We start from the raw sequence: 25924 nt of genomic DNA, 5'->3' as shown, positions 1-25924 counted from the left end.
GCGTGAGCCGCGCCGTCCGGTACCACGGCTCCGCGCGCTGTCGAGGCGCCGAACACCCCGGTACACGGGCGTGCCTCCACCTTCGGACCGGCACCGGACGACACGGGCCTGACAGCAAGATCCGGAAGGTCAGCCGGCCCCGGCCCCGCCCGCCGACCGAAGCCGTGGCGTCCGGCGCCGCTACCTTCGGTACGCCCCCGCCCGAGCCTCTGCCGGCCCCCGGCCCCGGCTGCCCGGTCCTGAGCCCGCGCCAGTTGCGAGCCGTCTCCCGCTGCCCGGCCCCAGCCCCCGGCCCCCGGCCCCAGCCCCCGGCCCGGCCGCGGCCCCGGCCCCCGGTCGGCCCTCCGGCCGCCCCGGGCTCGGCCCGCCGACCGGCTGCGAGTTGTCGCCCCGCCGCCCGGGCCCGGCCCGCGGCCGGCCCCCACCCCGCCCGGGCCCGGCCCGCGGCCGGCTCCCACCCCGCCCGGGCCCCGTAGGCGTCCGCCCGAACGCCCGGCCGACAGCACCGCACCGGACAAACCCCGGCGGTTACCCCATTCGGGTCTGATCGTTGTATCCGGCGGAGACCACGCTGTCCCCGCCCAGCAGCCTGAAGGACCCCCGATGACCGAGCCGCCCCGCACCCCGCTCCCACCGCCACCCCTCGCCGGCGGCCCCGGCGGAGCCGACGCCCTGCGGCCCCTCCTCGACACCGTCCTCACCGCCCTGCGCACCGGAAACCACGAACGCGGCGGCCCCCTCCCCGCAGGGGGCCCCGACACCGTCACCGCACGCGTGCGAACCGCACTCGGGGACGTACTCCCCACCCACGGCACCGGCGACCACGAAGCCCTCCGCACCCTCGTCCACGCCCTCGCCGCCGGCGCCGCCGACCCGGCCCACCCCCTGTGCGCAGCCCACCTGCACTGCCCACCCCTCGCCGTCGCCACCGCCGCCGACCTCGCCGCGAGCGCCCTCAACCCCTCCCTCGACTCCTGGGACCAGGCCCCCGCCGCCTCCACCATCGAAGCCGAACTCACCCGCACCCTCGCCGCCGAGTTCTACGGCACCCCCCACCCCGACGCCCTCCTCACCACCGGCGGCACCGAAGCCAACCAACTGGCCCTGCTCCTCGCCCGCGAACGCCACGGCCCCCACCTCACCGTCCTCCACGGCGCCAACGCCCACCACTCCGTACCCCGCGCCGCCTGGCTCCTCGGCCTGCCCCCCGCCACCGCCCTCCCCACCCCCACCGGCACCCTCGACCCCGCCACCCTCGCCGAAGCCCTCGCCCGCACCACCGGACCCGTACTCGTCACCGCCACCGCCGGCACCACCGACGCCGGACTCATCGACCCCCTCCACGCGATCGCCGACCTCTGCGAACACCACGGCGCGGACCTCCACATCGACGCCGCCTACGGAGGACCCTTCGCACTCAGCCCCCGCCACCGCCACACCGTCGACGGACTCACCCGCGCCCGGACCCTCACCGTCGACCTCCACAAACTCGGCTGGCAGCCCGTCGCCGCAGGACTCCTCGTCGTCCCCGACCACACCCACCTCACGCCCCTCGCCCACCAGGCCGACTACCTCAACGCCACCGACGACACCGAAGCCGGCCTCCCCGACCTCCTCGGCCGCTCCCTGCGCACCACCCGACGCCCCGACGCCTTCAAGATCGCCGTCACCCTGCGCTCACTCGGCCGCGACGGCCTCGCCGACCTCATCGACCGCACCACCGCCGCAGCCCACCACCTCGCCGGACTCCTCGACGCACACCCCCGCTTCGAACTCCACGCAGCCCCCACCCTCACCACCGTCCTCTTCCGGCCCACCCCCACGGACGACGACCACCTCGCAACCCTGCGCCGCACCCTCCTCCACGACGGCACCGCCGTCCTCGGCCGCGCCACCGCCAACGGCCGACTGTGGCTCAAGGCCACCCTCCTCAACCCCCACACCACGGCACAGGACCTGGAAACCCTCGTCACCCTCCTGGAAGGCAGGACCCACCGATGACCGCCCCACTCGAAGCCCCCCACGACCTCGTCGGAATCGGAATCGGCCCCTTCAACCTCTCCCTGGCCGCCCTCGCCCACGGCCTCCCCCAACAAGGCATCGGTCCCCTCGCCACCGCCTTCTACGACCAACGCCGCGACTTCCGCTGGCACCCCGGACTCCTCATCGACGGAGCCACCCTCCAAGTCCCCTTCCTCGCCGACCTCGTCACCCTCGCCGACCCCACCAGCCCCTGGACGTTCCTCAACTACCTCAAGCAAAAGGAACGTCTCTTCCCCTTCTACTTCGCCGAGCAGTTCCACATCCAACGCGCCGAATACGACGCCTACTGCCGCTGGGTCGCCGGCCGCCTCCCCGGACTCCACTTCGGCCACCAGGTCGACGCCGTCCGCTGGAACCCCGAACGCGACCTCTTCGAAGTCGACTGGACCCAAATCGACCCCGACGGCGAAGCCGAAGCCCTCGGCCGCACCTGGACCCGCAACCTCGCCCTCGGCATCGGCACCGCGCCCTACATCCCCGACACCCTGCGCCCCCTCGCCGAAGCCCCCACCGTCCCGGTCATCCACTCCTCCGAATACCTCGACAACCGCCAACGCATCCTCGGCGCCCCCCACGTCACCGTCATCGGATCGGGCCAATCCGGAGCCGAGGTCTTCCTCGACCTGCTCCGCAGCCGCCCCACCGGCCGCGAAGGCCTCACCTGGCTCGCCCGCACCCCCTCATTCGCCCCCATGGAGTACTCCAAACTCGGCCTCGAACACTTCACCCCCGACTACACCCGCTACTTCCACGCCCTCCCCGAACCCGTCCGCGACCAACTCGTCCCCGCCCAATGGCAACTCCACAAGGGCATCGACGCCGCCACCATCGCCGCCATCCACGACGAGCTCTACCGCCGCACCCTCGACGGAGGCTGGCCGGACGCCGTCCTCACCCCCGGCGTCCACGTCCGCACCGCCGGCCGCGTCGCCACCACCAAGGTCGAACTCCACCTCGAACACACCCAGCAGGGCACCCGCTCCCGCCTCACCACCGACGCCGTCGTCCTCGCCACCGGCTACCGCGAACGACCCCTCACCCGCATCCTCGCCGGCCTCGACCCCTACCTCCGCAAGGACTCCTCCGGCCGCCCCCGCATCGACGACCGCCACCGCATGATGCTCGACCCCTCCGTCACCGGCAGCGTCTTCGTCCAGAACGGCGAACGCCACACCCACGGCGTCGGCGCCCCCGACCTCGGCCTCGCCGCCTGGCGCAGCGCCGGCATCCTCAACACCCTCACCGACAAGGAGCCCTACCCCCAGCCCCGCCGCACCGCCTTCACCACCTTCGGCCTCGAACAGCGGGAGCACACCCGCCCCCATCCCGCAGGCGAGCTGCTCCCGCTCGTCGAACACCCCTGACCGGCCGGCCCCCAACGGCGGCCCCGCCGCACGACCGGCATCCGGGCCCGCACACCCGGGACCAGCCGACCCGTACCCGGCGCCCGGTACCCGGCGCCCGAAGACCGGCGACCCCGCGCCGGCCACGAGGCACCCGCGCCGGCCACGAGGCACCCGCGCCGACCGACCGGCACCGAGCGCCGACCGACCGGCACCGCCACCCCCGGCGCCAGGCACCGGACCACCCGGCACCGGACCACCCAGGACCGGACCACCCGGGACCGGACCACCCGGGACTAGAACACCGGTACCCCGGCCCGCGTCAGCCGCCAATCCACCGAAGCGAACCCGGCCGGATCCACCGTCCCCTTCGCCTTCACCCACTGGACGATCGTGTTACGGATCTCGTCCGAATCCGCCCACAACTGCCTGGCCTGCGGAACGTGCGGGAAGTTGCCCCCGCCCGAGGCCCGGTAGTTGTTCACCGCCAACACGAACCGACCCGCCGGATCCACCGGCTTCCCCGCGAACGACAACCCCACGATCCGCGACCCCACCGGCTGCGCCACATCGATCTCGTACGCGAGCCCGTACACCGCGTCGTAGTTGTAGTCCGGAATCCCCTCCGCGTTCGTCAACGCCGCCGGATCCACCGGCGCACCCGGCGCCGTCCGCACGTAGTACCGCGCCGAATACTCCAGATAGTCCTTCAACTGCGCGCCGGTCAGCAGCCGCGCCTCCAACGTGTTCTCGAACGGGTACAACCCCGCCGCGTCCCGGATCGTCACCTGACCCGCCGGTATCGACGCCGTCCGCGAGAAGCACGACGCCTGCGACACCACCGGCAGCGCCGCCCACTCGGTACCCGCCAGCGCCGCCCGCACCGTCTCCGCCTGCACGTGGTTGATCAGATCGATCACCGGCACGTCCTTCACCGGCCCCTCGGCCGTCGACATCGCCTGCGTCGACGTACCGATCACCTGGTTGACGTACGCCACCACCTTGCGGTGCTCGTCCGACAACAACCGCGTGATCTTCCGGTCCTCCTCCACGGCATTGGAGTTCAACACCTTCGCCGAAACCTTCGACACCGACCAGCAGCCCCGCTCCCACACCAACTCGAAGTCGAACAGCGTCAACCGCTGCCCCCACTTCAGCGGCTCGGACAACACCACGTCCTTGCCCGTCGCCCGGTTCTTCACCCGGTACTCCGGGATCTCCGTGTGGGCGTGCCCCACCAGGATCGCGTCGATCCCCGGCACCTGCTCCGCCACCAGACCCGCCGCGTTCTCCACGTGCGGCAACTGGTCCCCGTAGCTCGACGTACCGCTCGACCCCGAATGCGCCGACACGATCACCACGTCCGCACCCATCGACCGCAGCCGCGGCACGTACTTCGCCGCCTGCTCCTCCAGCCCCGGGAACGTCATCTTCCCCTGCACGTGCGCCTTGTCCCAGATCGCGATCCCCGGGTTCGTCAACCCCAACACCGCCACCTTCACGTCCCGCCCGAACGGCGTCCGCAACCGGTGCATGCTGTACGGCGCGAACGCCGGCCGGAGCGTCTTCGCATCCAGCGCGTTCGCCCCCAACAACGGGAAGTCGCACTGCTCCTCGAACTTGCGCAACACCGGGATCCCGTAATTGAACTCGTGGTTCCCCAGCGCCGCCGCGTCGTACCCGATCGCGTTCATCGCCTGCGCCATCGGATGCACCGGCCCGCGCCGCGCCGTGATCGGATCCACCTTCGCGTAGTAGTACGAAAGCTGCGTCCCCTGGATCGTGTCACCCGCGTCGATCAGCAGCGTGTTCCGCCGACCCTTCTGCGCCCGCACCTGATCCACCAACGTCGAGATCTTCGCCAGACCCACATCGTTGTGCGCCTTGTCGTCGAACTCCTTGTCCGTGAAGTAGTCCCAGTTGAAGACGTTGCCGTGCAGATCCGTCGTCCCCATCACCGTGAACGCGTACGTACGCGGCCCCCGGCCCCCCGCACCCCCCTGCTCCTGCGCGGCGGCGGCCGGGGTGCTCGTGGCCCCCGCCAACGCCACGGCCGCACCCGTCGCGGCCGAAGCCCCCATGAACTTCCTACGGTCGAACGTCATGCCATCTCCCTCGTGAGGCCCTGAACAACGCGCGTAGATTCTGACCCACGAGTAACAAGCGGCAACACCCCCGCCAGGTTTCGATCCGATGACCACACCCCCCACGAACCACGGTGCGACAGTGGAAACCATGACCCAGGACACCGCACACCAGCCCTACGGAACCCCCGACGTACCCCGCGTCGCCGTCCGCGGCGAATCCCGCCTCGAAGTCGACCCCGAAATCGCCCGCATCACCATCACCGTCAGCGCCCGCGGCACCGACCGCCGCACCGCACTCGAAGACCTCACCCGCCGCAACAACACCGTCCTCGAACTCCTCAAGAGCTACGGCGAACCCGTCGAAAAACTCGAAACCGGCGCCTTCTCCATCACCCCCGAACTCACCCGCCACGGCCGCGCCGAACGCGTCCGCGCCTACCACGGCCGCGTCAACATCAACGCCGAACTCAACGACTTCACCACCCTCGGCGAACTCACCACCCGCCTCGCCGACCTCGAACTCACCCGCGTCGACGGCCCCTGGTGGGCCCTGCGCCCCACCTCACCCGCCCACGGCGAAGCCCGCCGCCAAGCCGTCCTCGAAGCCGTCCAACGCGCCCGCGAATACGCCCACGCCCTCGGTGCCGACCTCGCCGCCCTCGTCGAACTCGCCGACATCGAAGCCGAGAACGAAAGCCCCTTCGGGCGCCCCGGCGGAAGCGCGATGCGCGGCATGGCCTTCGCCGGCGCCGTCGAGGACGACGCCGCCCCGCCCCTCGACCTCGAACCCCAGCGCCAGACCGTCCACGCACAGGTGAACGCCCGCTTCACGATGACCCCGCCCCAACTCTGACCCCCGGTCGAACGGGCGCCGGAAAACGGACAAAAATGCGCCACGGGGGTGCTCCGATGAGCACCCCCATGCACATTCAACAGTTGTCAACAAGCTTTCGCCCAAAGGTTGTTGAGCAGACACCCGCAACCAATTTCCTACTCCCTGGTAGGGGCATACGCTCGACCCATGCGCCGAGCAAAAATCGTCTGTACCCTGGGCCCCGCCACCGACTCGTACGACCAGATCAAAGCCCTGGTCGAAGCCGGAATGGACATCGCCCGCTTCAACCTCAGCCACGGCACCTACGCCGAACACGAGGAGCGCTACCACCACGTACGCAAGGCCTCCGACGAAACCGGCCGCAGCGTCGGAATCCTCGCAGACCTTCAAGGCCCGAAGATCCGACTCGGCCGCTTCCGCGAAGGACCCGTACTCCTTGAACGCGGCGACGAGTTCACCATCACCGTCGAAGACCACGAAGGCGACCGCCACACCTGCGGCACCACCTACAAGGGCCTCGCCACCGACGTCACCACCGGCGAGCGCATCCTCGTCGACGACGGCCGCGTCACCCTCGAAGTGACCGCCGTGGACGGACCCCGCGTCCACACCCGCGTCATCGAAGGCGGCATGGTCTCCGACCACAAGGGACTCAACCTCCCCGGAGTCGCCGTCTCCGTCCCCGCCCTCAGCGACAAGGACATCGAAGACCTCCGCTGGGCCCTGCGCATCGGCGCCGACGTCATCGCCCTGTCCTTCGTCCGCAGCGGCCACGACATCGAAGACGTCCACCGCATCATGGACGAGGAGAACCGCCGCCTCCCCGTCATCGCCAAAGTCGAAAAACCCCAAGCCGTCGACAACATCGACGACATCGTCGCCGCCTTCGACGGCATCATGGTCGCCCGCGGCGACCTCGGCGTCGAAATGCCCCTCGAACAAGTCCCCATCGTCCAAAAGCGCGCCGTCAAACTCGCCAAACGCAACGCCAAGCCCGTCATCGTCGCCACCCAAATGCTCGACTCGATGATCGACAACTCCCGACCCACCCGCGCCGAAGCCTCCGACGTCGCCAACGCCGTCATCGACGGCACCGACGCCGTCATGCTCTCCGGCGAAACCAGCGTCGGCAAACACCCCATCGAAACCGTCCGCACCATGGCACGCATCGTCGAAGCCGCCGAAGAAGACATCCTCGCCAAGGGCCTCCCGCCCCTCACCGACCGCAACAAGCCCCGCACCCAGGGCGGAGCCGTCGCCCGAGCAGCCGCCGAAATGGGCGACTTCCTCGGCGCCAAATTCCTCGTCGCCTTCACCCAGAGCGGCGACACCGTCCGCCGACTCTCCCGCTACCGCTCACCCATCCCCCTCCTCGCCTTCACCCCCGACCAGGCGACCCGCTCCCAACTCAACCTCACCTGGGGCGTGGAAACCTTCCTCGGCCCCCACGTCGACTCCACCGACGCCATGGTCGCCCAGGTCGAAGAAGAACTCCTGCGCATCGGACGCTGCGTCCCCGGCGACATCGTCGTCATCACCGCCGGCTCACCCCCCGGCGTCAGCGGCAAGACCAACCTCGTACGCATCCACCACATCGGCGACGCCGTACGCTGACCCGCCCCCTCCACCCTTGCCGGCCACGACCCCGCCCCACCCCCGGCGGCCCCCCGGCAAGACGGAGGGGCCCCGCCGGCCCTGCGCACACCGCGGGTACGGTGGCGCGATGGCCCGCACCCTCACGTACCTGGAGATGACCGACCCCGGCGAACTACGACCCGGTCGCCCCGTACCCGCCATGGAACTACGCCGCGAAGCAGGCCTCACCGCCCTCGCGCGCACCGTCCAGGCCCGCGTCGGAGCCGCCCACGGATGGCGCAGCTCCACCCGCACCGACCAACAGTGGGACGAACTCGCCCGCACCCACCCCCACCGCCAGTACTGGCTGATCACCCTCGCCGACGAACCGGCCGGCATCACCGCACTCGAACCCCACCCCGGGGGCGAGGTGGAGATCCGCACCTTCGGCCTGCTCCCCGAACACATCGGCCGAGGCCTCGGCGGCCACGCCCTGACCCTCGCCCTCCAACAGGCATGGGCCACCACCCCGATCCAGTCCCCGACCGTCCACCGGGTATGGCTCCACACCAACTCCGACGACCACCCCAACGCCCTCCTCAACTACCGGCGCCGAGGCCTACGCGTCCACCACACCGAAACCGAGGACCAGCCCCAACTCGGCCCCGCCCCCACCTACCAACCGAACCGCCGGTCCACCACCCGCGCGAACTCCTCGAACGACAACACCGCGTCCCCGTTCTGATCCGCCTCGTCGAACAACGCCGACGACGCCTCCGCATCACCCACACCCCAGAACGGCAGATCCCCCCGCGCCGCCAACGTCGGCCCCTGCGACCGCAACGCGCTGATCACCTCCACCCGGGTCAGCTCCCCGTCGTGGTTCAGATCCAACGCCTCGAACAGCTTGCGAGCCTTCTCGCTCATCACGGGTCCCCTTCTCACGGTGCCGAATCCCTTACGCACCCTACGCGCGGCCCCGCGCACCGGGGCCGGGGGTCAGTGCTTCGCCCCGACGTGGGCGTCCATGAGCGCGACGGACGCCTTGCGGGCGACGGACACGTTGAAGGGGTCACCGCCCCGAGCCAGGACGGTCCACTCGACGCCGACCTTGGTGAGGGTGTCGGTGCAGAGCTTCCGGATGTCGTCCGACTTGTTGGTGAAGAAGTACCGGGGGTACTCGTACCGCTTGGTTACCCCGCCGACGGTGCGGGTGGTCCAGTTAATGACCCGGCAGCCGTCGGAGTGGATCAACCCCCGGACGAACTCCCACGGATGCGCGTCCACGATCTCCTGCTGCCACGCTTCGAGCACGATCCGCCGCTCGTGCTTCCTCCCGGGCCCATGCTGCGGGAAAAGGCACTCTAGGTGTTGTGAGTAGACCTTGACGTTGTGGCACCCGGTCTTGCGAACGCGGCAGACCTTGTTGCTGGGGAACACGCGACGAATCGCCTGCTCAGCCAGATTCATGAGGCCAGGCCATTTGTCGTCGCACGTGATCATCAGGTTGGGCGCGCGATGCTGTGAGTAGCGGGATATGTGACCGTCCCCGAGATAGAGGCCCAGTACGTACGCATAGGCTTCGGCGTCGAGCGGACTGTTCAGGCAGTGAGGGCATTGCGGCTGGTGCCGCCCGGGGCACTCACCACGCTTGGCCCGGTCCGTGTGCTTCCAATAGCTGACCGTGCCGACCGGCACGCCGAGCTGACGAGCCACTTGGGCGCTGGGTGTGCCGCCACGCAGCAGGGTGACGGCCATTTGTCGGGTTTCCGAGGCATGGAGCTGCATATCCACACTTTGTGTGATGTCCATTCGCCCTGTGTAGCAAAAAGCGGACGTTCACGAGAAGGTGAACGTCCGCTTTAGGGGATGTGCCGGGTATGGGGATCGAACCCACACGTCCTTTCGGACAGAGGTGTTTGAGACCTCCGCGTCAACCAGTTGCGCCAACCCGGCAGGAGTTGCTGATGGGAGTGTACCGGGTCACCAGGCCGTGGCGCTGCTAGGTAGGCTCATATAAAGCAGCACAGCCCGCAAAGAGGAGCCCCCCGTGACCGCCGAGCACGAGTCGACGCCCACGCCCGACGCCGACCAGTCGCACGTTCCGCCGCTGACGACGCGCGTCGTCATCGCCGAGGACGAGGCGCTCATCCGTCTCGACCTGAAGGAAATGCTGGAGGAGGAGGGGTACTCCGTCGTCGGTGAGGCCGGGGACGGCCAGAAGGCCGTCGAGCTGGCCCGCGAGCACCGCCCGGACCTCGTCATCCTGGACGTGAAGATGCCCGTCCTGGACGGCATCTCCGCCGCCGAGCAGATCGCGGCGGAGTCCATCGCCCCGGTGCTCATGCTGACCGCGTTCTCGCAGCGCGACCTCGTCGAGCGGGCCCGTGACGCCGGTGCCATGGCGTACCTCGTCAAGCCGTTCAGCAAGAGCGACGTCGTGCCGGCCATCGAGATGGCCGTCTCCCGGTTCGCCGAGCTGAAGGCGCTGGAGAAGGAGGTCGCGGACCTCTCCCTGCGCCTGGAGACCCGCAAGCTGGTCGACCGCGCCAAGAGCATCCTGCAGACCCAGTACGGGCTCAGCGAGCCGGCGGCCTTCCGGTGGATCCAGAAGACCTCCATGGACCGCCGGATGTCCATGCAGCAGGTCGCCGAGGCGGTCATCGAGGACGCCGAGGAGAAGAAGCAGCAGAACGCGGCCAAGTAGGCCGGCGGCCCCGACACGCGCGTGAGGCCCGTCTCCCCCCGAGGGGAGACGGGCCTCACGGCTTTGGTGCGGGTGCGGTCAGTCCTCGCCGAGGTACGCCTTGCGGACGTCCTCGTTGTGCAGGAGTTCCTGGCCGGTGCCCGAGAGCACGATCTTGCCGATCTCCATCACGTGGGCCTGGTCGGCCAGCGAGAGGGCCGCCTGGGCGTTCTGCTCGACCAGCAGGATGGTGGTCCCGGTGGCCTTGAGCTCGGCGATGGTCGCCATGATCTTCTGCATCATCAGCGGGGACAGGCCCATGGAGGGCTCGTCCAGCATGAGCAGCTTGGGCTGGCACATGAGGGCGCGTCCCATGGCGAGCATCTGCTGTTCGCCGCCCGAGAGGGTGCCGGCGGCCTGCTTGCGGCGCTCTCCCAGGATGGGGAAGAGCTCGTAGGCGCGCTGGATGTCCTTCTCGATGCCCTCTTTGTCGGTGCGCAGGAAGGCGCCGAGTTGGAGGTTCTCGGTGATCGTCAGCCGGGGGAAGATGTGGCGTCCCTCGGGGGAGTGGGCCAGCTTCATGGCGACGATCTTGTGGGCGGGGACGTTGGCCAGGGGCTGGCCGTCGAACACGATGCTGCCGCTGGTGGGCTTGAGGAGCCCGGAGAGGGTGCGCAGGGTGGTGGTCTTGCCGGCGCCGTTGGTGCCGACGAGGCAGACGATTTCGCCCTGGTTGACTTCGAAGGAGATTCCCTTGACGGCTTCGATCTTGCCGTAGGCGACTTTGAGGTCCTGGACCTTGAGGAGTGCGGTCACTTGGTCTCTCCTTCCGTGCTGGTGGTGCCGGTGGTGCCGGTGGTGCTGTCCGTGTCCGGGGCCGTGGTGGTGGCTTCGGTGTCCGCGTCGGCTGCGGGGGCCGCGGGGGCGCCCACGGTTTCCGGGGTTTCCGAGGTCTCCGGGGCGGGGGTCTCGGCGGGGGTTTCCGCCGGGGTCTCGACCTCGGTGGCCGTGGCCGCCGTGGCTGCCACGGCGTGGGCTTCGGCGGCCTGGACCTCGGCGTCCTCCTCGGCGCCGGGGGCGCCTTCGAAGGGGGTGCCGAGGTAGGCGGCGATGACGCGTTCGTCGCCCTGGACTTCGGCCGCGGTGCCTTCGATGAGCTTCTCGCCCTGGACGAGGCAGGCGACGCGGTCGCAGAGGTTGAAGATGAAGCGCATGTCGTGCTCGATGACGAGGACGGCGATGCCCATGTCGCGGATGGCGAAGATGAGTTCTTCGGCGGCGCGGGTTTCCTGCGGGTTCATGCCGGCGGTGGGCTCGTCGAGCAGGATGAGGCCCGGGTCGCTGGCGAGGGCGCGGGCGATTTCGAGCTTGCGCTGCTCGCCGTACGGCAGGTTCTTCGCGAGGTGCTGGGCCTTGTGCTGGAGGCCGATGAACTCCAGGAGTTCCATGGCGCGCACTTCGCTGGCGGCTTCGGCCTTCTTGAAGCCGGGGCCGCGCAGGAGGGCGGACCAGAGGCCTTCCTTGGTGCGGGTGTGGCGTCCGACGAGGACGTTCTCCAGCACGGTCATGTTGTGGAAGAGCCGGATGTTCTGGAAGGTGCGGGCGACGCCGGCGGCGGTGACCTTGTGGGGCGTGGGCGGCAGGACGGTGCCCTTGTAGCTGACGGTTCCCTCGGTGGGGACGTACAGCCCGGTGAGGCAGTTGAAGAAGGTGGTCTTGCCGGCGCCGTTGGGGCCGATGAGGCCGACGATCTCGCCGGCGTTGACCTTGAGGTCCACGCCCTTGACGGCGGTGAGGCCGCCGAAGCGCATGGTGACGCCGCTGGCTTCGAGGACGGTGGCCTTGGTGGTGGTGTCGGTGGTGGCGCTGGTCGTCATGGCTTATGCACCCGCCTTGGCGGTGGCGAGGTCCGTGGGGGCCTGGCCAGCGGTGTCGTCGTGGTACTCGAGCTGCGCGCGCTTGTTGGCGATGAGGCCTTCGGGGCGGAAGCGCATGAGCAGGATGAGGGCGATGCCGAACGCGAGGAGCTGGTAGTCCTGGAGGAAGGCCAGCTTCGCGGGGATCAGGAAGAGCAGTGCGGCGCCGAGGATGGGGCCGCGGATGGTGCCCATTCCGCCGAGGATGACGGCGGCGAGGAGGAACGCGGAGTTCGGCGGGACGGGCCCGGCGAAGACGTAGTTCTCGGGGACGACGGTGCTGTTGACGTGTGCCTGGACGGTGCCGGCGAGGCCGGCGAGGGTGGCGCCGAGGGCGAAGGCGATGAGCTTGACCTTGAAGCCGTTGATGCCCATGGCTTCGGCGGCGGTCTCGTCCTCGCGGATGGCGACCCAGGCGCGGCCGATGCGGCTGTTGCCGGCGCGGGCGAAGACCACGATGACCAGTGCCATGACGAGCAGCATCAGGAAGTAGTAGTTGGCGTAGGCGCCGAGGACGATGCCGCCGACGTCGTGGGATTCCCCGAAGTTCCACCCGAAGATTTCGAGGTGGGGGATGTTGGGGATGCCGTTCGGTCCGTTGGTGATGTCCGGGCCGGAGGTGCCGTCGAGGTTGCCCATGGCGATGCGGAAGATTTCTCCGAAGCCGAGGGTGACGATGGCGAGGTAGTCGCCGCGCAGGCGCAGGGTGGGTGCTCCGATGACCACGCCGAAGATGAGGGAGGCGAGGGCGCCGACGATGACCGCGGCCCAGAAGGGGAGGTGGATGCCGAAGGCGGAGGCGGTGCTGCCGGAGACCAGGGCGGCGGCGTAGGCGCCGACGCCGAGGAAGGCGACGTATCCGAGGTCGAGGAGACCGGCGAGGCCGACGACGACGTTGAGGCCGAGGGCGACGGTCGCGAAGATCAGGATGTTGACCGCGATGAGGGTGTAGGTGTCGCCGCTCTGCTGGATGAAGGGGAAGGTGATCGCCGCGGCGGCGGTGGCGATCAGGGTGACCTGGCGGTTGTTCGCGGTGAGGGTGCCGAGTCGGTCGAAGAGGCCGGACTTGAGCAGGGCGGTGGCCGCGAAGCCGACGATGATCAGGTAGGTGACGAAGAGCTGGGGCTCCTTGTCGTCGGTGTCGATGCCGAAGGTGACGACGAAGAGGCCGACGGCGAAGGAGGCCGCGATGATGACGATCTCGGCCCAGGAGGGCAGCTTCTTGGCCGGGGCGGCCTTGTGGCTGTCGTCGGGGAGCTTGTACGCGGCGAGGGCCGGGATCAGCGAGCCGACGAGGGCGACGTAGGCGCCGGGCTCCAGGTGGGCGAAGCCGCCGAGGACCCATGCGATGGCGAGGACGGTGAACCAGGTGCCGGCGAGGGTGCCGAGCGCGAGGATCCACACGGGCTTGCGGGTGCCGGTGGGGGTGAGCCAGCGGAAGCCCTTGACGCCGAGGCCGGAGAGGGCGTGGGTGAGGGTGAGGAGGGCGCCGGCGATGCTCAGGAACTGGATGGGTGCCGGGCTGCCGTAGTAGGTGAGGTCGCCGGGGAACTCGGCGGTCCAGGTCCAGGCGAGGAAGGCGCTGACGACGGTGAGGAGGCTTCCGCCGATGACCGCGTAGAGCAGTGCGGTGGGTCGGGGGCCCTGCTTGACCGTGTCGGTCGCGGGGGTGGTGTTGGTGGTCATGGTTCTCACGCCCGATCCGCGACGCGCTCGCCGAGCAGGCCTTGTGGCCGCACGAGGAGGACGACGATGAGGAGTACGAACGCCCAGACGTTGGACCAGGCTCCACCGCCGAGCTGCTGCATGCCGGGGATTTCTTCGATGTAGGCGATCGAGAGGGCCTCGGCGAGGCCGAGGACGACGCCGCCGACCATGGCTCCGTAGATGTTTCCGATGCCGCCGAGGACGGCTGCGGTGAACGCCTTGAGGCCGAGGATGAAGCCCATTTCGAAGTTGATCTGGCCCTTGTCGAGGCCGTAGGCGACGGCGGCGATGGCGGCGAACGCGGCACCGATGGCGAAGGCCATGACGATGATGCGGTCGGTGTTGATGCCCATCAGCTTCGCGGTGTCCGGGTCCTGCGCGGTGGCCTGCATGGCGCGGCCGCTGCGGCTCTTCGAGACGAAGACGCCGAGGGCGAGCATGCAGAGCGGGGCGAGGATGAGGACGAACGCGTCGGCGCGCTGGATGGAGAGGCTGTCGGTGAGCTTGAAGGCCTCACCCTTGAACTCGGGGAAGCTCACTGCCTTCTTGGCGTCCGGGTAGAACTGCCAGACGAGCTGTTGCAGCGCGATCGAGAGGCCGATTGCGGTGATGAGGGGTGCGAGCCGGGGTGCGCTGCGCAGGGGACGGTATGCGAAGCGTTCGGCTCCCATGGCGACGAGGACGGAGACGAGGGAGCCTCCGATGATCATGACGGGTATCGCGATCAGCAGGGAGGTGCCGGTCGGGAGGATGGCGTAGGCGGTGAGGGCGCCGAAGCCGCCGATCATGAAGATTTCGCCGTGGGCGAAGTTGATGAGCTGGACGATGCCGTAGACCATGGTGTACCCGATGGCGATGAGGCCATACAGGGCACCGAGGGCCAGGCCGTTGGCCAGCTGTTGCGGCAGTTCGTGCACCGCAGGGCCTCCGATGAGCGTGTCGGATAAGACTCCGCGCGAGGGCGCTGTTTGCGCCCTCGCGCGGTGGGGTGTGGTTCAGGTGGTGCGGGTGGTGCGGGGTGGGGCTAGGGGATTACTGGTTGAACGTGTCGCTCTTGACGTCGATCCACTTGCCGCCCTCGACCTTGTAGACCGTGAGCTGCTTGTTGGTGGTGTCGCCGTTCTCGTCGAAGGCGACCTTGCCGGTCACACCCTCGAAGGAGACCTTGCCGAGGGCCTCGACGACCTTGGCGCGGGCGTCGGTCGGGAGCTTGCCACCGTTGGCGGCGACGACGGCCTTGACGGCCTGGACGACGGACCAGCCGGCGTCGTAGGAGTAGCCGCCGTAGGCCGCGTAGGGGTCCTTGTAGCCGGCTGCCTGGTAGTCGGCGATGAAGGTCTTGGCGGTGGGGAGCTTCTCGACCGGGTAACCGATGGAGGTGGAGAGGTCGCCCTCGTTGGCCTCACCGGAGGCGGAGATGAAGGCGGGGTCCTGGATGCCGTCGCCGCCCATGAGCGGGATCTGCGCGCCGGTCTTCTTGATCTGGTCGGCGAGCAGGCCGCCCTCGGGGTACTGGCCGCCGAAGTAGACGGAGTCGGCGCCGGAGGACTTGACCTTGTCGGCGGTGGAGGAGAAGTCGGTCTCCTTCACGGTGACGTGGTCGGTGCCGGCGATCTCGCCGCCGAGCTTCTTGAACTCGTCGGAGAAGATCGCGGCGAGGCCGGCGCCGTAGGTCTGCTTGTCGTCGACGACGAAGACCTTCTTCTTGCCGGCGTCCTTGAAGAGGTACTGGGCGGCGAACTTGCCCTGGACCACGTCGGTGGCGGCGGTGCGGAAGTAGGTCTTGAAGGGGCGCTTGAACTCGCCCTTGCCCCAGTTGTCGCCCTGGCTGAGCGCGGGGTTGGTGTTGGCGGGGGAGACCTGCGCCAGGTTGGCGGAGGCGAAGACGCCCTGCATCTGCTGGGCGACGCCCGAGTTCAGGGGGCCGACGACGCCGAGGACGTCCTTGTTGCCGACGAGCTTGGTGGCGTTCGCCTGGCCGGAGGCGGGAACGGCCTGGTCGTCGAGGGCCTCGACCTTGAACTCGATGCCCGGGACCTCGTTGTTCTTGTTGGCCGTCTTGGCCGCGAGGTCGACCGAGTTCTTGATGCCCTGGCCGAGCGCCGAGAGGGAGCCGGTGAGGGGGGCGTCCACGCCGATGACGACGACGGTCTTCTTGCCGTCGGCGTTGTTGTCGGTGGAGCCTCCGTCGCGCGATCCGCAAGCGGTGAGGGTCAGTGCTCCCGTGGTGATCACGGTGGTGAGGACGAGCAAAGAACGGTGTCGCACGATTCTTCCTTTCCCTGGCGCGGCGCCCTCTTGTCGAGGTGCCGTTAGGTCGCCGGGCCGCACTGGGAGGTACACGGCCGTGCTGATTCGCGCCCGGCGGCGCGGTGACTGGCCGTGACTCTAGGCCCGAGGTGGCGAGCACGGGGAGCCGGGAAAGGAGGATGTGACGCTCTTGTTATGCCAAGGGCAAGAATGCGTGGTGGGAGTGTGGACAGATCGGGCGTTAAGCAACGCTCGAGAATGACCACATGCTGAGAAATACCTGTCGCCCTAAGGGGCTTGAGGCCTCCATGCTCCTGTCTCTGATCAAATTCGGTCGATTGTGGCAGGGAGTGTCCGAAAGAATCCGGGGGGTCGCTTTGTCCGGGGGGAAAAGGTGGATTCCGTACGGCGTGGGTAATACGCAGCGTGACGAACGCGGGTGGTCCACTCCGGCCTGATTGATCTTGGTTCGCGTCGCGGGAAGGCTGCGACCTGCGGTTCGGTCGTACGGGGCACGTGCCCGGAAGCCGGACAGCGCGCGCGGATTCCGGTGACCCGCGTCACGTCGGGGGTTTCCAGTTCTCGGAGCTGCCCGTGGCGCCGTCCCGTTCGGCGCAGCGCTGCGCCACGAGTCGGTCGATCAGCTCAAGTGCCTTGTCCTGTGCCACTGTTCGCTCCTCGGAGCGGCCTGCGGCGACGGCTTCCTCGTGGATCTCGTACTGCTGGTTGGACAGGCCCTTCTGCTCCCAGTCCAAACCGGACCACTTGCTGCCCTTGAAGGTCTCCTTCGCCCAGTAGGACACCAGGCTCGTGCAGACCTGTGCGGGCGTGGAGGGGTCGGTTCCGGGCGTGGTGGCCGTGGTCGACGGTGGTGCGGCCGGCGAGGTGGAGCCGGTGCATCCGCAGAGGGTGAGCGCCGCGAGGAGGGCCGCGGAGCCGTACCGGACCGCGGCGGGTGGCTGGGTCCCCATGGGGGGACGGTAGGCGGTCACCATCGGTGACACAACAGCGGTGGCCCTCCGATGCGCGGAGTGGCGGATTCCGGGCGGTTGGCGGGCCCTGCGGGTCCGGATCCCTCGCGCGGGCGGGTGTGGGGGCGCCGGCGGCCCGGGCCGCCCCGGGTGCGGGAACGGGCCCGGAGCCGCCGGGCGGGGCGGTTCCGGGCCCGTGGGAGGGCGCGCACGGCGGGCGCGGGGCCCGCGCGGTGGGGTCAGGCCCCGGCGGCGGCCGGGTCGGCGTCGCGCAGCAGGCAGGTCAGTCGGGCGGTGCACACCCGGCGGTCCTGCTCGTCGGAGATGACGACCTCGTAGGTGGCGGTGGAGCGGCCCCGGTGGACGGGGGTGGCGACGCCGGTGACGATGCCGGAGCGGGCGCCCCGGTGGTGGGTGCAGTTCAGGTCCACGCCGACGGCGACCTTGGTGATGCCGCCGTGCATCATGGCGCCGACGGAGCCGAGGGTCTCCGCGAGGACCGCGGAGGCGCCGCCGTGGAGCAGCCCGTAGGGCTGGGTGTTGCCCTTGACCGGCATGGTGGCGACGACCCGGTCGGCGGAGGCCTCCAGGATGCGGATCTCCATCCGGCGGCCGAGGTCGCCCGCCGAGAACAGCGAGGGCAGGTCTATGCCCAGGGCCGCGTACTCGTCGAGGACTTCCTGCGGGAACTTCACGCTGTGCTGCTCGCCCATGGGCCGGCTCCGTTCGTCAACGATCGTTAACCATTGTGTCCTGGGTCGTTCTATCAGGCCGGTTCGAAGCGCACGACGACGGACTTGCTCGCGGGGGTGTTGCTGGTGTCGGCGGTGGAGTCGAGGGGGACCAGCACGTTGGTCTCCGGGTAGTAGGCGGCGGCGCAGCCGCGGGCGGTGGGGTAGTGCACGACGCGGAAGCCGGGGGCGCGGCGTTCGACGCCGTCCTTCCACTCGCCGACGAGGTCGGTGTACGAGCCGTCGGCGAGGCCGAGCTCGGCGGCGTCCTCGGGGTTGACCATGACGACGCGGCGACCTCCGGTGATGCCGCGGTAGCGGTCGTCGAGGCCGTAGATGGTGGTGTTGTACTGGTCGTGGCTGCGCAGGGTCTGGAGCAGGAGGCGGCCCGCGGGCAGGTGGGGGTATTCGACGGGGGCGGCGGTGAAGTTGGCCTTGCCGGTTTTGGTGGGGAAGCGGCGTTCGTCGCGGGGGGCGTGGGGGAGCCGGAAGCCGCCGGGGTGGGCGATGCGGGTGTTGAAGTCCTCGAAGCCGGGGATCACGCGGGCGATCCGGTCGCGGACGGCGGCGTAGTCCGCTTCGAACTCCTCCCACGGGGTGGTGGAGCGGTGGCCGAGGACGGCGCGGGCCATGCGGGCGACGATGGCGGGCTCGGAGAGCAGGGCGGGTGAGGCGGGGGCGAGGTTGCCGCGGGAGGCGTGGACCATGCCCATGGAGTCCTCGACGGTCACGAACTGCTTGCCGGAGGCCTGGACGTCCTTGTCGGTGCGGCCGAGGGTGGGCAGGATCAGGGCCCGGCGGCCGGTGACGGCGTGGGAGCGGTTCAGTTTCGTGGACACGTGGACGGTCAGGGAGGCTTGGCGGATCGCGGCCTCGGTGACGTGGGTGTCGGGGGTGGCGCCGACGAAGTTGCCGCCCATGGCGAAGAGGACCTTGGCCCGGCCGTCGCGCAGGGCTTCGATGGAGCGGACGACGTCGAAGCCGTGGCCGCGGGGCGAGGTGATGCCGAACTCGCGGTCGAGGGCGTCGAGGAAGGCCGGTGCGGGGCGTTCGAAGATCCCCATGGTGCGGTCGCCCTGGACGTTGGAGTGGCCGCGTACGGGGCAGACTCCGGCGCCGGGGCGGCCGATGTCGCCGCGCAGCAGGAGCAGGTTGACGACCTCGCGGATGGTGGCGACGGAGTGCTTGTGCTGGGTGAGGCCCATGGCCCAGCAGACGATGGTGCGCCGGGAGGCGAGGACCATGGCGAGGGCGCGTTCGATCTCGGGGCGGGTGAGTCCGGTCGCGGTGAGGGTCTCGGCCCAGTCGGTGGCCTTGGCGGCGGCGGCGAACTCCTCGTATCCGTGGGTGTGTTCGCGGATGAAGGTCTCGTCGGTGGCGTCGCCGGCCTCGATGACGAGTTTGTTGAGGAGTCGGAAGAGGGCCTGGTCGCCGCCGATGCGGATCTGGAGGAACAGGTCGTTGAGGGCGGTGCCCTTGAGCATGCCGATCGGGGTCTGCGGGTTCTTGAAGCGTTCCATGCCGGCTTCGGGCAGCGGGTTCACCGAGATGATCTTCGCGCCCGCGGACTTGGCCTTCTCCAGGGCGGAGAGCATGCGCGGGTGGTTGGTGCCCGGGTTCTGTCCGGCGACGATGATCAGGTCGGCCTGGTGGAGGTCTTCGAGGGAGACGCTGCCCTTGCCGATGCCGATGGTCTCGTTCAGCGCCGAGCCCGAGGACTCGTGGCACATGTTGGAGCAGTCGGGCAGGTTGTTGGTGCCGTACTCGCGGGCGAAGAGCTGGAAGAGGAACGCGGCCTCGTTGCTGGTGCGGCCCGAGGTGTAGAAGAGGGCCTCGTCGGGGGAGCCGAGGGCGTTCAGTTCCTCCGCGATGATCTCGAAGGCCCGGTCCCAGCCGATCGCCTCGTACCGGTCGCCGCCCTCGGGCAGGTACATCGGTTCCGTGATCCGGCCCTGCTGGCCGAGCCAGTATCCGGAGCGTTCTGCGAGGTCGGCGAGGGGGTGCTCGGCGAAGAAGGCGGGGGTGACCCTGCGCAGCGTCGCCTCCTCGGCGACGGCCTTGGCGCCGTTCTCGCAGAACTCCGCCGCGTGCCGCTTGTCGCCCTCCGGCCAGGCGCAGCCGGGGCAGTCGAAGCCGTCCTTCTGGTTGACCTTGAGGAGGGTGCGGGCGGTGCGGGCGAGGCCCATCTGCGCCTGGGCGACCTTCAGGGTGTGGCCGATCGCCGGTAGGCCCGCGGCGGCGTGCTTCGGCGACGTGACCTGCGGCGCGTCCTGTACCGGGTCACCTGAGGGCGGCTTGGTCGCCATGGCGCTCTCCTTCGAGCGTGCGTACGAGCGCGGTACGTGCGACCGCGTTCTCCGATCCTTTCACGTGCCCCGGCGCCAGGGGAGGGCGGTCGGAGGCCGACGGGCCCGGGGTGGGGGTGCGCCGGGGGCGGACGCGTGGGGCGGATGCGCCCACTGGGGCGCTGCGGGCCCGGGCCCGCCGGGCCCGGGCCGACCCCGGGCGACCGCGGCGGCCGTAGCGCGATCGTCCGCGCCGGAATTGTCGGCGGGGGCGCCTAGGATCGGGGGCGTGGCAGATTCAGCATCGAAGAAGACCGACCAGACGACCGCAGCGGACCGCCCCCGCCTGATGCTCATGGACGGGCACTCCCTGGCGTACCGGGCGTTCTTCGCGCTGCCCGCGGAGAACTTCACGACCGCGACGGGCCAGCCGACCAACGCCATCTACGGCTTCGCGTCGATGCTGGCGAACACGCTGCGCGACGAGGCGCCCACGCACTTCGCGGTGGCGTTCGACGTATCGCGCAAGACGTGGCGCTCGACGGAGTTCCCCGAGTACAAGGCGAACCGTTCCAAGACCCCCGACGAGTTCAAGGGGCAGGTCGAGCTGATCGGCGAGCTCCTCGACGCGATGAAGGTGCCCCGGTTCGCGGTCGACGGCTTCGAGGCCGACGACGTGATCGCGACGCTGACCACGCAGGCCGAGGCCCTCGGCTTCGACGTCCTGATCGTCACCGGTGACCGGGACTCCTTCCAACTGGTCTCCGAGCACACGACGGTGCTGTACCCGACCAAGGGCGTCTCCGAGCTGACCCGGTTCACGCCGGAGAAGGTCGAGGAGAAGTACGGGCTCACCCCGCAGCAGTACCCGGACTTCGCGGCGCTGCGCGGCGACCCGTCCGACAACCTGCCGGGCATCCCGGGCGTCGGCGAGAAGACCGCCGCCAAGTGGATCACCCAGTTCGGGTCGTTCGCGGAGCTCGTGGAGCGGGCCGAGGAGGTCAAGGGCAAGGCCGGACAGAACTTCCGGGACCACCTGGAGGCCGTCAAGCTCAACCGGGTCCTGACCGAGATGGTCAAGGACGTCGAGCTGGCGAAGACCCCCGCCGACCTGGCCCGCGCCCCCTACGACCGGTCCGCGGTGACCGGCGTGCTGGACGTACTGGAGATCCGCAACGCCTCGCTGCGCGAGCGGCTGCTGGCCGTCGACCCGGGCGCCGCCCAGGACGAGGCGCCGGTCCCGGCGGCGGCAGCCGTGGAACTGGACGGTTCGGTGTTGGGCACCGGCGAGCTGGCGCCGTGGCTGGAGAGCCACGGGGCGGGCCCACTGGGCGTGTCCACCGTCGACAGCTGGGCGCTGGGCCAGGGCAACGTCAGCGAGATCGGGCTGGCCGCGGCCGGCGGGGCGGCCGCCTGGTTCGAACCGTCCGAGCTGGACGAGACCGACGAAGAGGCCTTCGCGGCCTGGGCCGCCGATGCCGAGAAGCCCAAGGTCGTGCACAACGCCAAGGGCCTCATGCGGGTCTTCCCCGAGCACGGCTGGACGCTGGCCGGGGTCACCATGGACACCGCGCTGGCCGCCTACCTGGTCAAGCCGGGCCGGCGTTCCTTCGCCCTGGACGTGCTGTCCAACGAGTACCTGCACCGGGAGCTGGCTCCCGCCGCCGCCGACGGGCAGCTCGCCTTCGGCGCCGACGAGACGGCCGAGGCGGACGCCCTGATGGGACAGGCCCGCGCCGTCCTCGACCTCGGCGACGCCCTCACGGCGAAGCTCGACGAGGTCGGGGCGACGGAACTGCTCCACGACATGGAGCTGCCCACCTCCGAGCTGCTGGCCCGACTGGAGCGGGCCGGCATCGCCGCCGACCGGGACCACCTGGAAGGCATGGAGCAGCAGTTCGCCGGAGCCGTGCAGCAGGCGGTGAAGGAGGCGCACGCGGCGGTCGGCCACGAGTTCAACCTCGGGTCGCCCAAGCAGCTCCAGGAGGTGTTCTTCGGCGAGCTGGACCTGCCGAAGACGAAGAAGACGAAGACCGGCTACACCACGGACGCGGACGCCCTGGCCTGGCTGGCCGGCCAGACCGACCACGAACTCCCGGTGATCATGCTCCGGCACCGGGAGCAGGCCAAGCTCCGCGTCACCGTCGAGGGCCTGGTCAAGTCGATCGCCGCCGACGGCCGGGTCCACACCAGCTTCAGCCAGACCGTCGCCGCGACCGGACGACTGTCCTCCACCGACCCGAACCTGCAGAACGTGCCGGTGCGCACCGACGAGGGTCGGGCCATCCGCCGCGGCTTCGTCGTCGGCGAGGGCTACGAGTCGCTGATGACGGCCGACTACAGCCAGATCGAGCTGCGGGTCATGGCCCACCTCTCCGAGGACGAGGGCCTCATCGAGGCGTTCGCCACCGGCGAGGACCTGCACACCACCGTCGCCTCCCAGGTGTTCGGCGTCGAGCGCTCCGAGGTCGACGCCGAGATGCGTCGCAAGATCAAGGCCATGTCGTACGGCCTGGCGTACGGGTTGTCCGCGTTCGGTCTCGCCCAGCAGTTGAACATCGAGCCCGCCGAGGCCCGCGGCCTGATGGACACCTTCTTCGAGCGGTTCGGCGGGGTCCGCGAGTACCTCCAGCGCGTGGTGGACGAAGCGCGCGCCACCGGGTACACGGCGACCGTGTTCGGGCGCCGCCGCTACCTGCCCGACCTCAACAGCGACAACCGCCAGCGCCGCGAGGCCGCCGAGCGGATGGCGTTGAACGCCCCGATCCAGGGCACCGCCGCCGACATCGTCAAGGTCGCGATGCTCCGCGTCGACAAGGCCATCACCGGCGCGGGCCTGAAGTCGCGGATGCTGCTCCAGGTCCACGACGAAATCGTCCTGGAGATCGCTCCCGGCGAGGGCGAGCGGGTCGAGGAACTGCTGCGCCGCGAGATGGGCGCCGCCGTGGAACTGAGGGCCCCGCTGGACGTGTCCGTGGGCGTCGGCGGCGACTGGGAGTCGGCCGCGCACTGACCCGCGTACGACCCGTGGGAACGCCCGCCCCCTCGCGACGGAGCGAGGGGGCGGGCGTTCGTGCGTACGGCGCGGCTACCGGGCGCCGACGGGGGTGCGCGCCTCGGGGTCCGGGTTGCGGTCGCCGCCGTGGCGGCGGCGCAGGCGGAACAGGACCCCGTACAGCAGCAGGGCCACGACGAGGCCGGCGCCCGCGCCGAAACAGACGGTCGGGATGATGTCCAGCGGGCTCTCGATCCGGTCGAAGAACGTGTACCAGCGGATCACCCGCATCGTGGCCCCCACCGTCACGCACACCACGAACAGCGCGACGGCGCCCCAGAACTCCGCGCGCCCCAGCACCGGAACCGATGCCGGAGCGGGCCCGTCCGGCAGCCGTCGCAGGGCGGTCGTGGTGAACCGGACCAGGACGCAGGCGGCGAGCGCGGAAGTGCCGTACTGGACCCAGGAGTAGAGCGGCAGCCCGAACGCGAACGGTTCGCCCAGCGCCGGCAGCGCGTTCGTGCCCCAGCGGTCCGGGTGCGTGAAGCTGTCCCACACGACGTGGGTCAGGGAACCGACCACCGCCGAGAGGTAGAACCACAGGGCGAGCGAGGAAGGTCGCCGGTCCCGCCAGTGCTCGCCGCGCAGGAAGGCGTGGACGCGGCCCTGCCGGCGCCGGGGCAGCAGCGCGATCAGCGGCTCGCGCAGGAGCAACCAGCAGGCGGCCAGGACGACGGTCAGTACGGCGTCCACGGTGACGATGCCCGGCAGGGAATGGGTGAAGGAGCCGTAGGCCATCGCGCCCTCGACGACCGAGTCCAGGAAGAAGAGGACGTCCGGCGCGAACGACCCCAGGATCAGCGCCGAAGCCACCAGGGGCCCCCGGGCCCGCCCGGTCCGGCGCACGGCCGGAAGTACGGCAGCCGCGTGGCTGAGAGTGAACGGCACGGCGCTTCTCCTCGGTCAGGACGTCGGGACAGTATGCGTGACCTGCACAGGACGTGGGGATGTCGTGAAATCCGAGCCGTGGTTCGTGCCCCGTGAAGGGAGTTGTCGTAGGGTCACGCGGACGTCTAGGGGAGGGGTCCGGCTCATGTCGGCTCGAATAATCGGACGCAGGCTGCGCAGGGGCGGTTTCGCCGCGGTGATCTCGGCGCTGGTGGTGGCCGCGGTCACCGCCTCACAGGGCCCCGGCGCCGGCAGCGCCGGGGCGATGGCCGCCGCCGGCGAGGGCAGCGCACAGCCCGCCCCGCCCGCCGCCGGATCCGGCGGGGACTCCACCTACTTCACCGAACTGCCGCCGCTGCTCAGCCCCGAACCGCCCGCCGTCGTCCTCCCGGTGGACGGAGCGACCCCGGTCGCCGCACCGACCCCGGAGCCCGCCCCCGCGGTGGTGCCCGCCGCCGCGGGCCCGCGCACCGAACCGGTGGCCGCCCCGGAAGGCGCGAAGGGGATACCGGCGAGCGTGTTCGCCGCGTACCGGCGCGCCGAGCAGAAGGTCGGCGAAACCCACCCCGGTTGCGGGCTGCGCTGGCAACTCCTCGCCGCCATAGGCAAGGTCGAGTCCGGGCAGGCGGGCGGCGGTCGCGTCGACGCCGCGGGAACCACGCTGCGCCCGATCCTGGGCCCCGTCCTGAACGGGAACGGGTTCGCGAACATCTCCGACACCGACGGCGGCGCCCACGACGGCGACTCCCGCTACGACCGGGCCGTCGGCCCTATGCAGTTCATCCCCTCCACCTGGGCGTCCTGGGGCCAGGACGCCGACGGGGACGGCCGGCGCAACCCGAACAACATCCACGACGCGGCGCTGGCCGCCGGCCGCTACCTGTGCGCCGGCACCCGCGACCTGCGCGCCCCGGGGGACCTGGACCGGGCCGTGCTCTCCTACAACCAGTCCACCGAGTACCTGCGGACGGTGCGGTCCTGGTACGCGTACTACCTCGCGGGCGCGCACGAGATCCCGGACGGCACGGGCCCCGCAGCGGGCACGGGCGGTGGTACGGGTACGGGTGCGGGGGCCGGAACCGGTGCGGGAACCCCGGCGGGTCGGCCGGGCACGAAGCCGACGCCGGGGCCGGTGACACCCCCGACGCCGAAGCCGAGCCCGACGGCGCCTCCCAAGCCGACCCCGACGCCTACTCCCACGCCGAAGCCGACCCCGACGCCGACGCCGACTCCCACGCCGAAGCCGACTCCCACGCCGACGCCTACACCCACGCCGACGCCAACCCCCACGCCGACCCCCACCCCGACGCCGACGCCGACCCCCACCCCGACGCCGACCCCCACCCCGACGGGCACCCCCACGCCCAAGCCCACCCCGAGCTCCGCCCCCGGTGCCCGGCCCGGCACCCCCACACCGAGCCCCGCGGCCTCGGGTGCGCCGGCCACGGCGCCGGCGGCGAGCCCGAACAGCACCCCGTAGGCCCGGCAGGGCCAACGGCATGCGCGGCGACGCCGGGCCGAAGCCGCCCCGGCGTCGCCGTCCGCGCCGCCA

20 protein-coding genes and 1 tRNA gene are annotated in these 25924 nt (G+C 70.3%); 8 read left to right on the top strand and 13 right to left on the bottom strand.

Annotated elements, in window-relative coordinates; translation table 11 throughout:
• Positions 1-603: 603 nt before the first annotated feature.
• The gene (locus ACFY0I_RS24680; RefSeq protein ID WP_388899662.1) at positions 604-2001 is read left to right on the top strand and encodes a pyridoxal phosphate-dependent decarboxylase family protein; all 1398 of its coding nucleotides are present in this window, start codon (positions 604-606) and stop codon (positions 1999-2001) included.
• Positions 1998-3407 (top strand): lysine N(6)-hydroxylase/L-ornithine N(5)-oxygenase family protein, encoded by a 1410-nt coding sequence (locus ACFY0I_RS24675; RefSeq protein WP_388899660.1) that lies wholly within the window; start codon positions 1998-2000, stop codon positions 3405-3407. Before ACFY0I_RS24680 ends, ACFY0I_RS24675 begins: the two co-directional genes overlap by 4 nt.
• A 275-nt stretch (positions 3408-3682) precedes the next feature.
• Here ACFY0I_RS24675 and ACFY0I_RS24670 read toward each other — a convergent pair whose 3' ends face one another.
• Positions 3683-5491, bottom strand: coding sequence for a bifunctional metallophosphatase/5'-nucleotidase (locus tag ACFY0I_RS24670; protein WP_388899658.1), 1809 nt, complete (start codon positions 5489-5491; stop codon positions 3683-3685).
• A 130-nt stretch (positions 5492-5621) separates the two neighbouring features.
• Between ACFY0I_RS24670 and ACFY0I_RS24665 the strand changes: the two genes are divergently transcribed.
• From ACFY0I_RS24665 to ACFY0I_RS24655, 3 genes are all read left to right on the top strand, one after another.
• The gene (locus ACFY0I_RS24665; RefSeq protein WP_388899656.1) at positions 5622-6326 is read left to right on the top strand and encodes an SIMPL domain-containing protein; all 705 of its coding nucleotides are present in this window, start codon (positions 5622-5624) and stop codon (positions 6324-6326) included.
• A gap of 168 nt (positions 6327-6494) precedes the next feature.
• Positions 6495-7922, top strand: a complete 1428-nt coding sequence (pyk, locus tag ACFY0I_RS24660) for a pyruvate kinase (protein WP_388899654.1) — start codon at positions 6495-6497, stop codon at positions 7920-7922.
• 109 nt (positions 7923-8031) lie between these two features.
• Positions 8032-8628: a GNAT family N-acetyltransferase gene (locus tag ACFY0I_RS24655; RefSeq protein WP_388899652.1), complete on the top strand. Its 597-nt coding sequence runs from the start codon at positions 8032-8034 to the stop codon at positions 8626-8628.
• Here the strand turns inward: ACFY0I_RS24655 and ACFY0I_RS24650 are convergent.
• From ACFY0I_RS24650 to ACFY0I_RS24640, 3 genes are all read right to left on the bottom strand, one after another.
• On the bottom strand, positions 8559-8810 hold the full coding sequence (locus tag ACFY0I_RS24650) for an EF-hand domain-containing protein (RefSeq protein WP_388899651.1): 252 nt from the start codon (positions 8808-8810) through the stop codon (positions 8559-8561). The two genes, ACFY0I_RS24655 and ACFY0I_RS24650, sit on opposite strands and share 70 nt — an antisense overlap.
• A gap of 72 nt (positions 8811-8882) precedes the next feature.
• On the bottom strand, positions 8883-9671 hold the full coding sequence (locus ACFY0I_RS24645) for a helix-turn-helix domain-containing protein (protein WP_388899892.1): 789 nt from the start codon (positions 9669-9671) through the stop codon (positions 8883-8885).
• Between the two features lie 84 nt (positions 9672-9755).
• A tRNA-Leu gene (locus ACFY0I_RS24640) sits at positions 9756-9839 on the bottom strand.
• A gap of 94 nt (positions 9840-9933) precedes the next feature.
• Here ACFY0I_RS24640 and ACFY0I_RS24635 point away from each other — a divergent pair.
• Complete coding sequence (locus tag ACFY0I_RS24635; protein WP_388899648.1) at positions 9934-10590, top strand: ANTAR domain-containing response regulator; 657 nt, start codon at positions 9934-9936, stop codon at positions 10588-10590.
• 78 nt (positions 10591-10668) lie between these two features.
• On the opposite strand, the gene ACFY0I_RS24630 is transcribed toward ACFY0I_RS24635, so the two are convergent.
• The 8 genes from ACFY0I_RS24630 to ACFY0I_RS24595 all read right to left on the bottom strand — a co-directional run bounded on the left by ACFY0I_RS24630 (position 10669) and on the right by ACFY0I_RS24595 (position 20450).
• Positions 10669-11385, bottom strand: coding sequence for an ABC transporter ATP-binding protein (locus tag ACFY0I_RS24630; protein ID WP_385584508.1), 717 nt, complete (start codon positions 11383-11385; stop codon positions 10669-10671).
• A complete protein-coding gene (locus ACFY0I_RS24625; protein ID WP_388899644.1) occupies positions 11382-12446 on the bottom strand; it encodes an ABC transporter ATP-binding protein in 1065 nt (354 codons plus the stop codon). The genes ACFY0I_RS24630 and ACFY0I_RS24625 overlap by 4 nt, the downstream gene beginning before the upstream one ends.
• Positions 12447-12449: 3 nt before the next feature.
• Positions 12450-14171: a branched-chain amino acid ABC transporter permease gene (locus ACFY0I_RS24620; RefSeq protein ID WP_388899889.1), complete on the bottom strand. Its 1722-nt coding sequence runs from the start codon at positions 14169-14171 to the stop codon at positions 12450-12452.
• 5 nt (positions 14172-14176) lie between these two features.
• Positions 14177-15109, bottom strand: a complete 933-nt coding sequence (locus tag ACFY0I_RS24615; protein WP_281206695.1) for a branched-chain amino acid ABC transporter permease — start codon at positions 15107-15109, stop codon at positions 14177-14179.
• Between the two features lie 115 nt (positions 15110-15224).
• Complete coding sequence (locus ACFY0I_RS24610; RefSeq protein ID WP_388899640.1) at positions 15225-16460, bottom strand: branched-chain amino acid ABC transporter substrate-binding protein; 1236 nt, start codon at positions 16458-16460, stop codon at positions 15225-15227.
• 542 nt (positions 16461-17002) lie between these two features.
• Positions 17003-17413, bottom strand: a complete 411-nt coding sequence (locus ACFY0I_RS24605; protein ID WP_388899637.1) for a hypothetical protein — start codon at positions 17411-17413, stop codon at positions 17003-17005.
• Positions 17414-17652: 239 nt separating this feature from the next.
• On the bottom strand, positions 17653-18126 hold the full coding sequence (locus ACFY0I_RS24600) for a PaaI family thioesterase (protein WP_388899634.1): 474 nt from the start codon (positions 18124-18126) through the stop codon (positions 17653-17655).
• 53 nt (positions 18127-18179) lie between these two features.
• On the bottom strand, positions 18180-20450 hold the full coding sequence (locus tag ACFY0I_RS24595) for an FdhF/YdeP family oxidoreductase (protein WP_388899631.1): 2271 nt from the start codon (positions 20448-20450) through the stop codon (positions 18180-18182).
• A 268-nt stretch (positions 20451-20718) separates the two neighbouring features.
• Here ACFY0I_RS24595 and polA point away from each other — a divergent pair, with 268 nt between their 5' ends.
• Positions 20719-23442, top strand: a complete 2724-nt coding sequence (polA, locus tag ACFY0I_RS24590; RefSeq protein WP_388899628.1) for a DNA polymerase I — start codon at positions 20719-20721, stop codon at positions 23440-23442.
• A 75-nt stretch (positions 23443-23517) separates the two neighbouring features.
• Here the strand turns inward: polA and ACFY0I_RS24585 are convergent, their stop codons facing one another.
• A complete protein-coding gene (locus ACFY0I_RS24585; protein ID WP_388899625.1) occupies positions 23518-24372 on the bottom strand; it encodes a DUF4184 family protein in 855 nt (284 codons plus the stop codon).
• A 145-nt stretch (positions 24373-24517) separates the two neighbouring features.
• Here ACFY0I_RS24585 and ACFY0I_RS24580 point away from each other — a divergent pair, with 145 nt between their 5' ends.
• A complete protein-coding gene (locus tag ACFY0I_RS24580) occupies positions 24518-25852 on the top strand; it encodes a lytic transglycosylase domain-containing protein (protein WP_388899622.1) in 1335 nt (444 codons plus the stop codon).
• Positions 25853-25924: the final 72 nt, after the last annotated feature.

Origin of the sequence: Streptomyces sp. NPDC001568, from assembly GCF_042893755.1 — a bacterium.
In the GTDB taxonomy this organism is placed as follows: domain Bacteria; phylum Actinomycetota; class Actinomycetes; order Streptomycetales; family Streptomycetaceae; genus Streptomyces.
The sequence above is the reverse complement of the archived record's forward strand: the minus strand, read 5'-3'. Positions and strand labels throughout refer to the sequence as shown.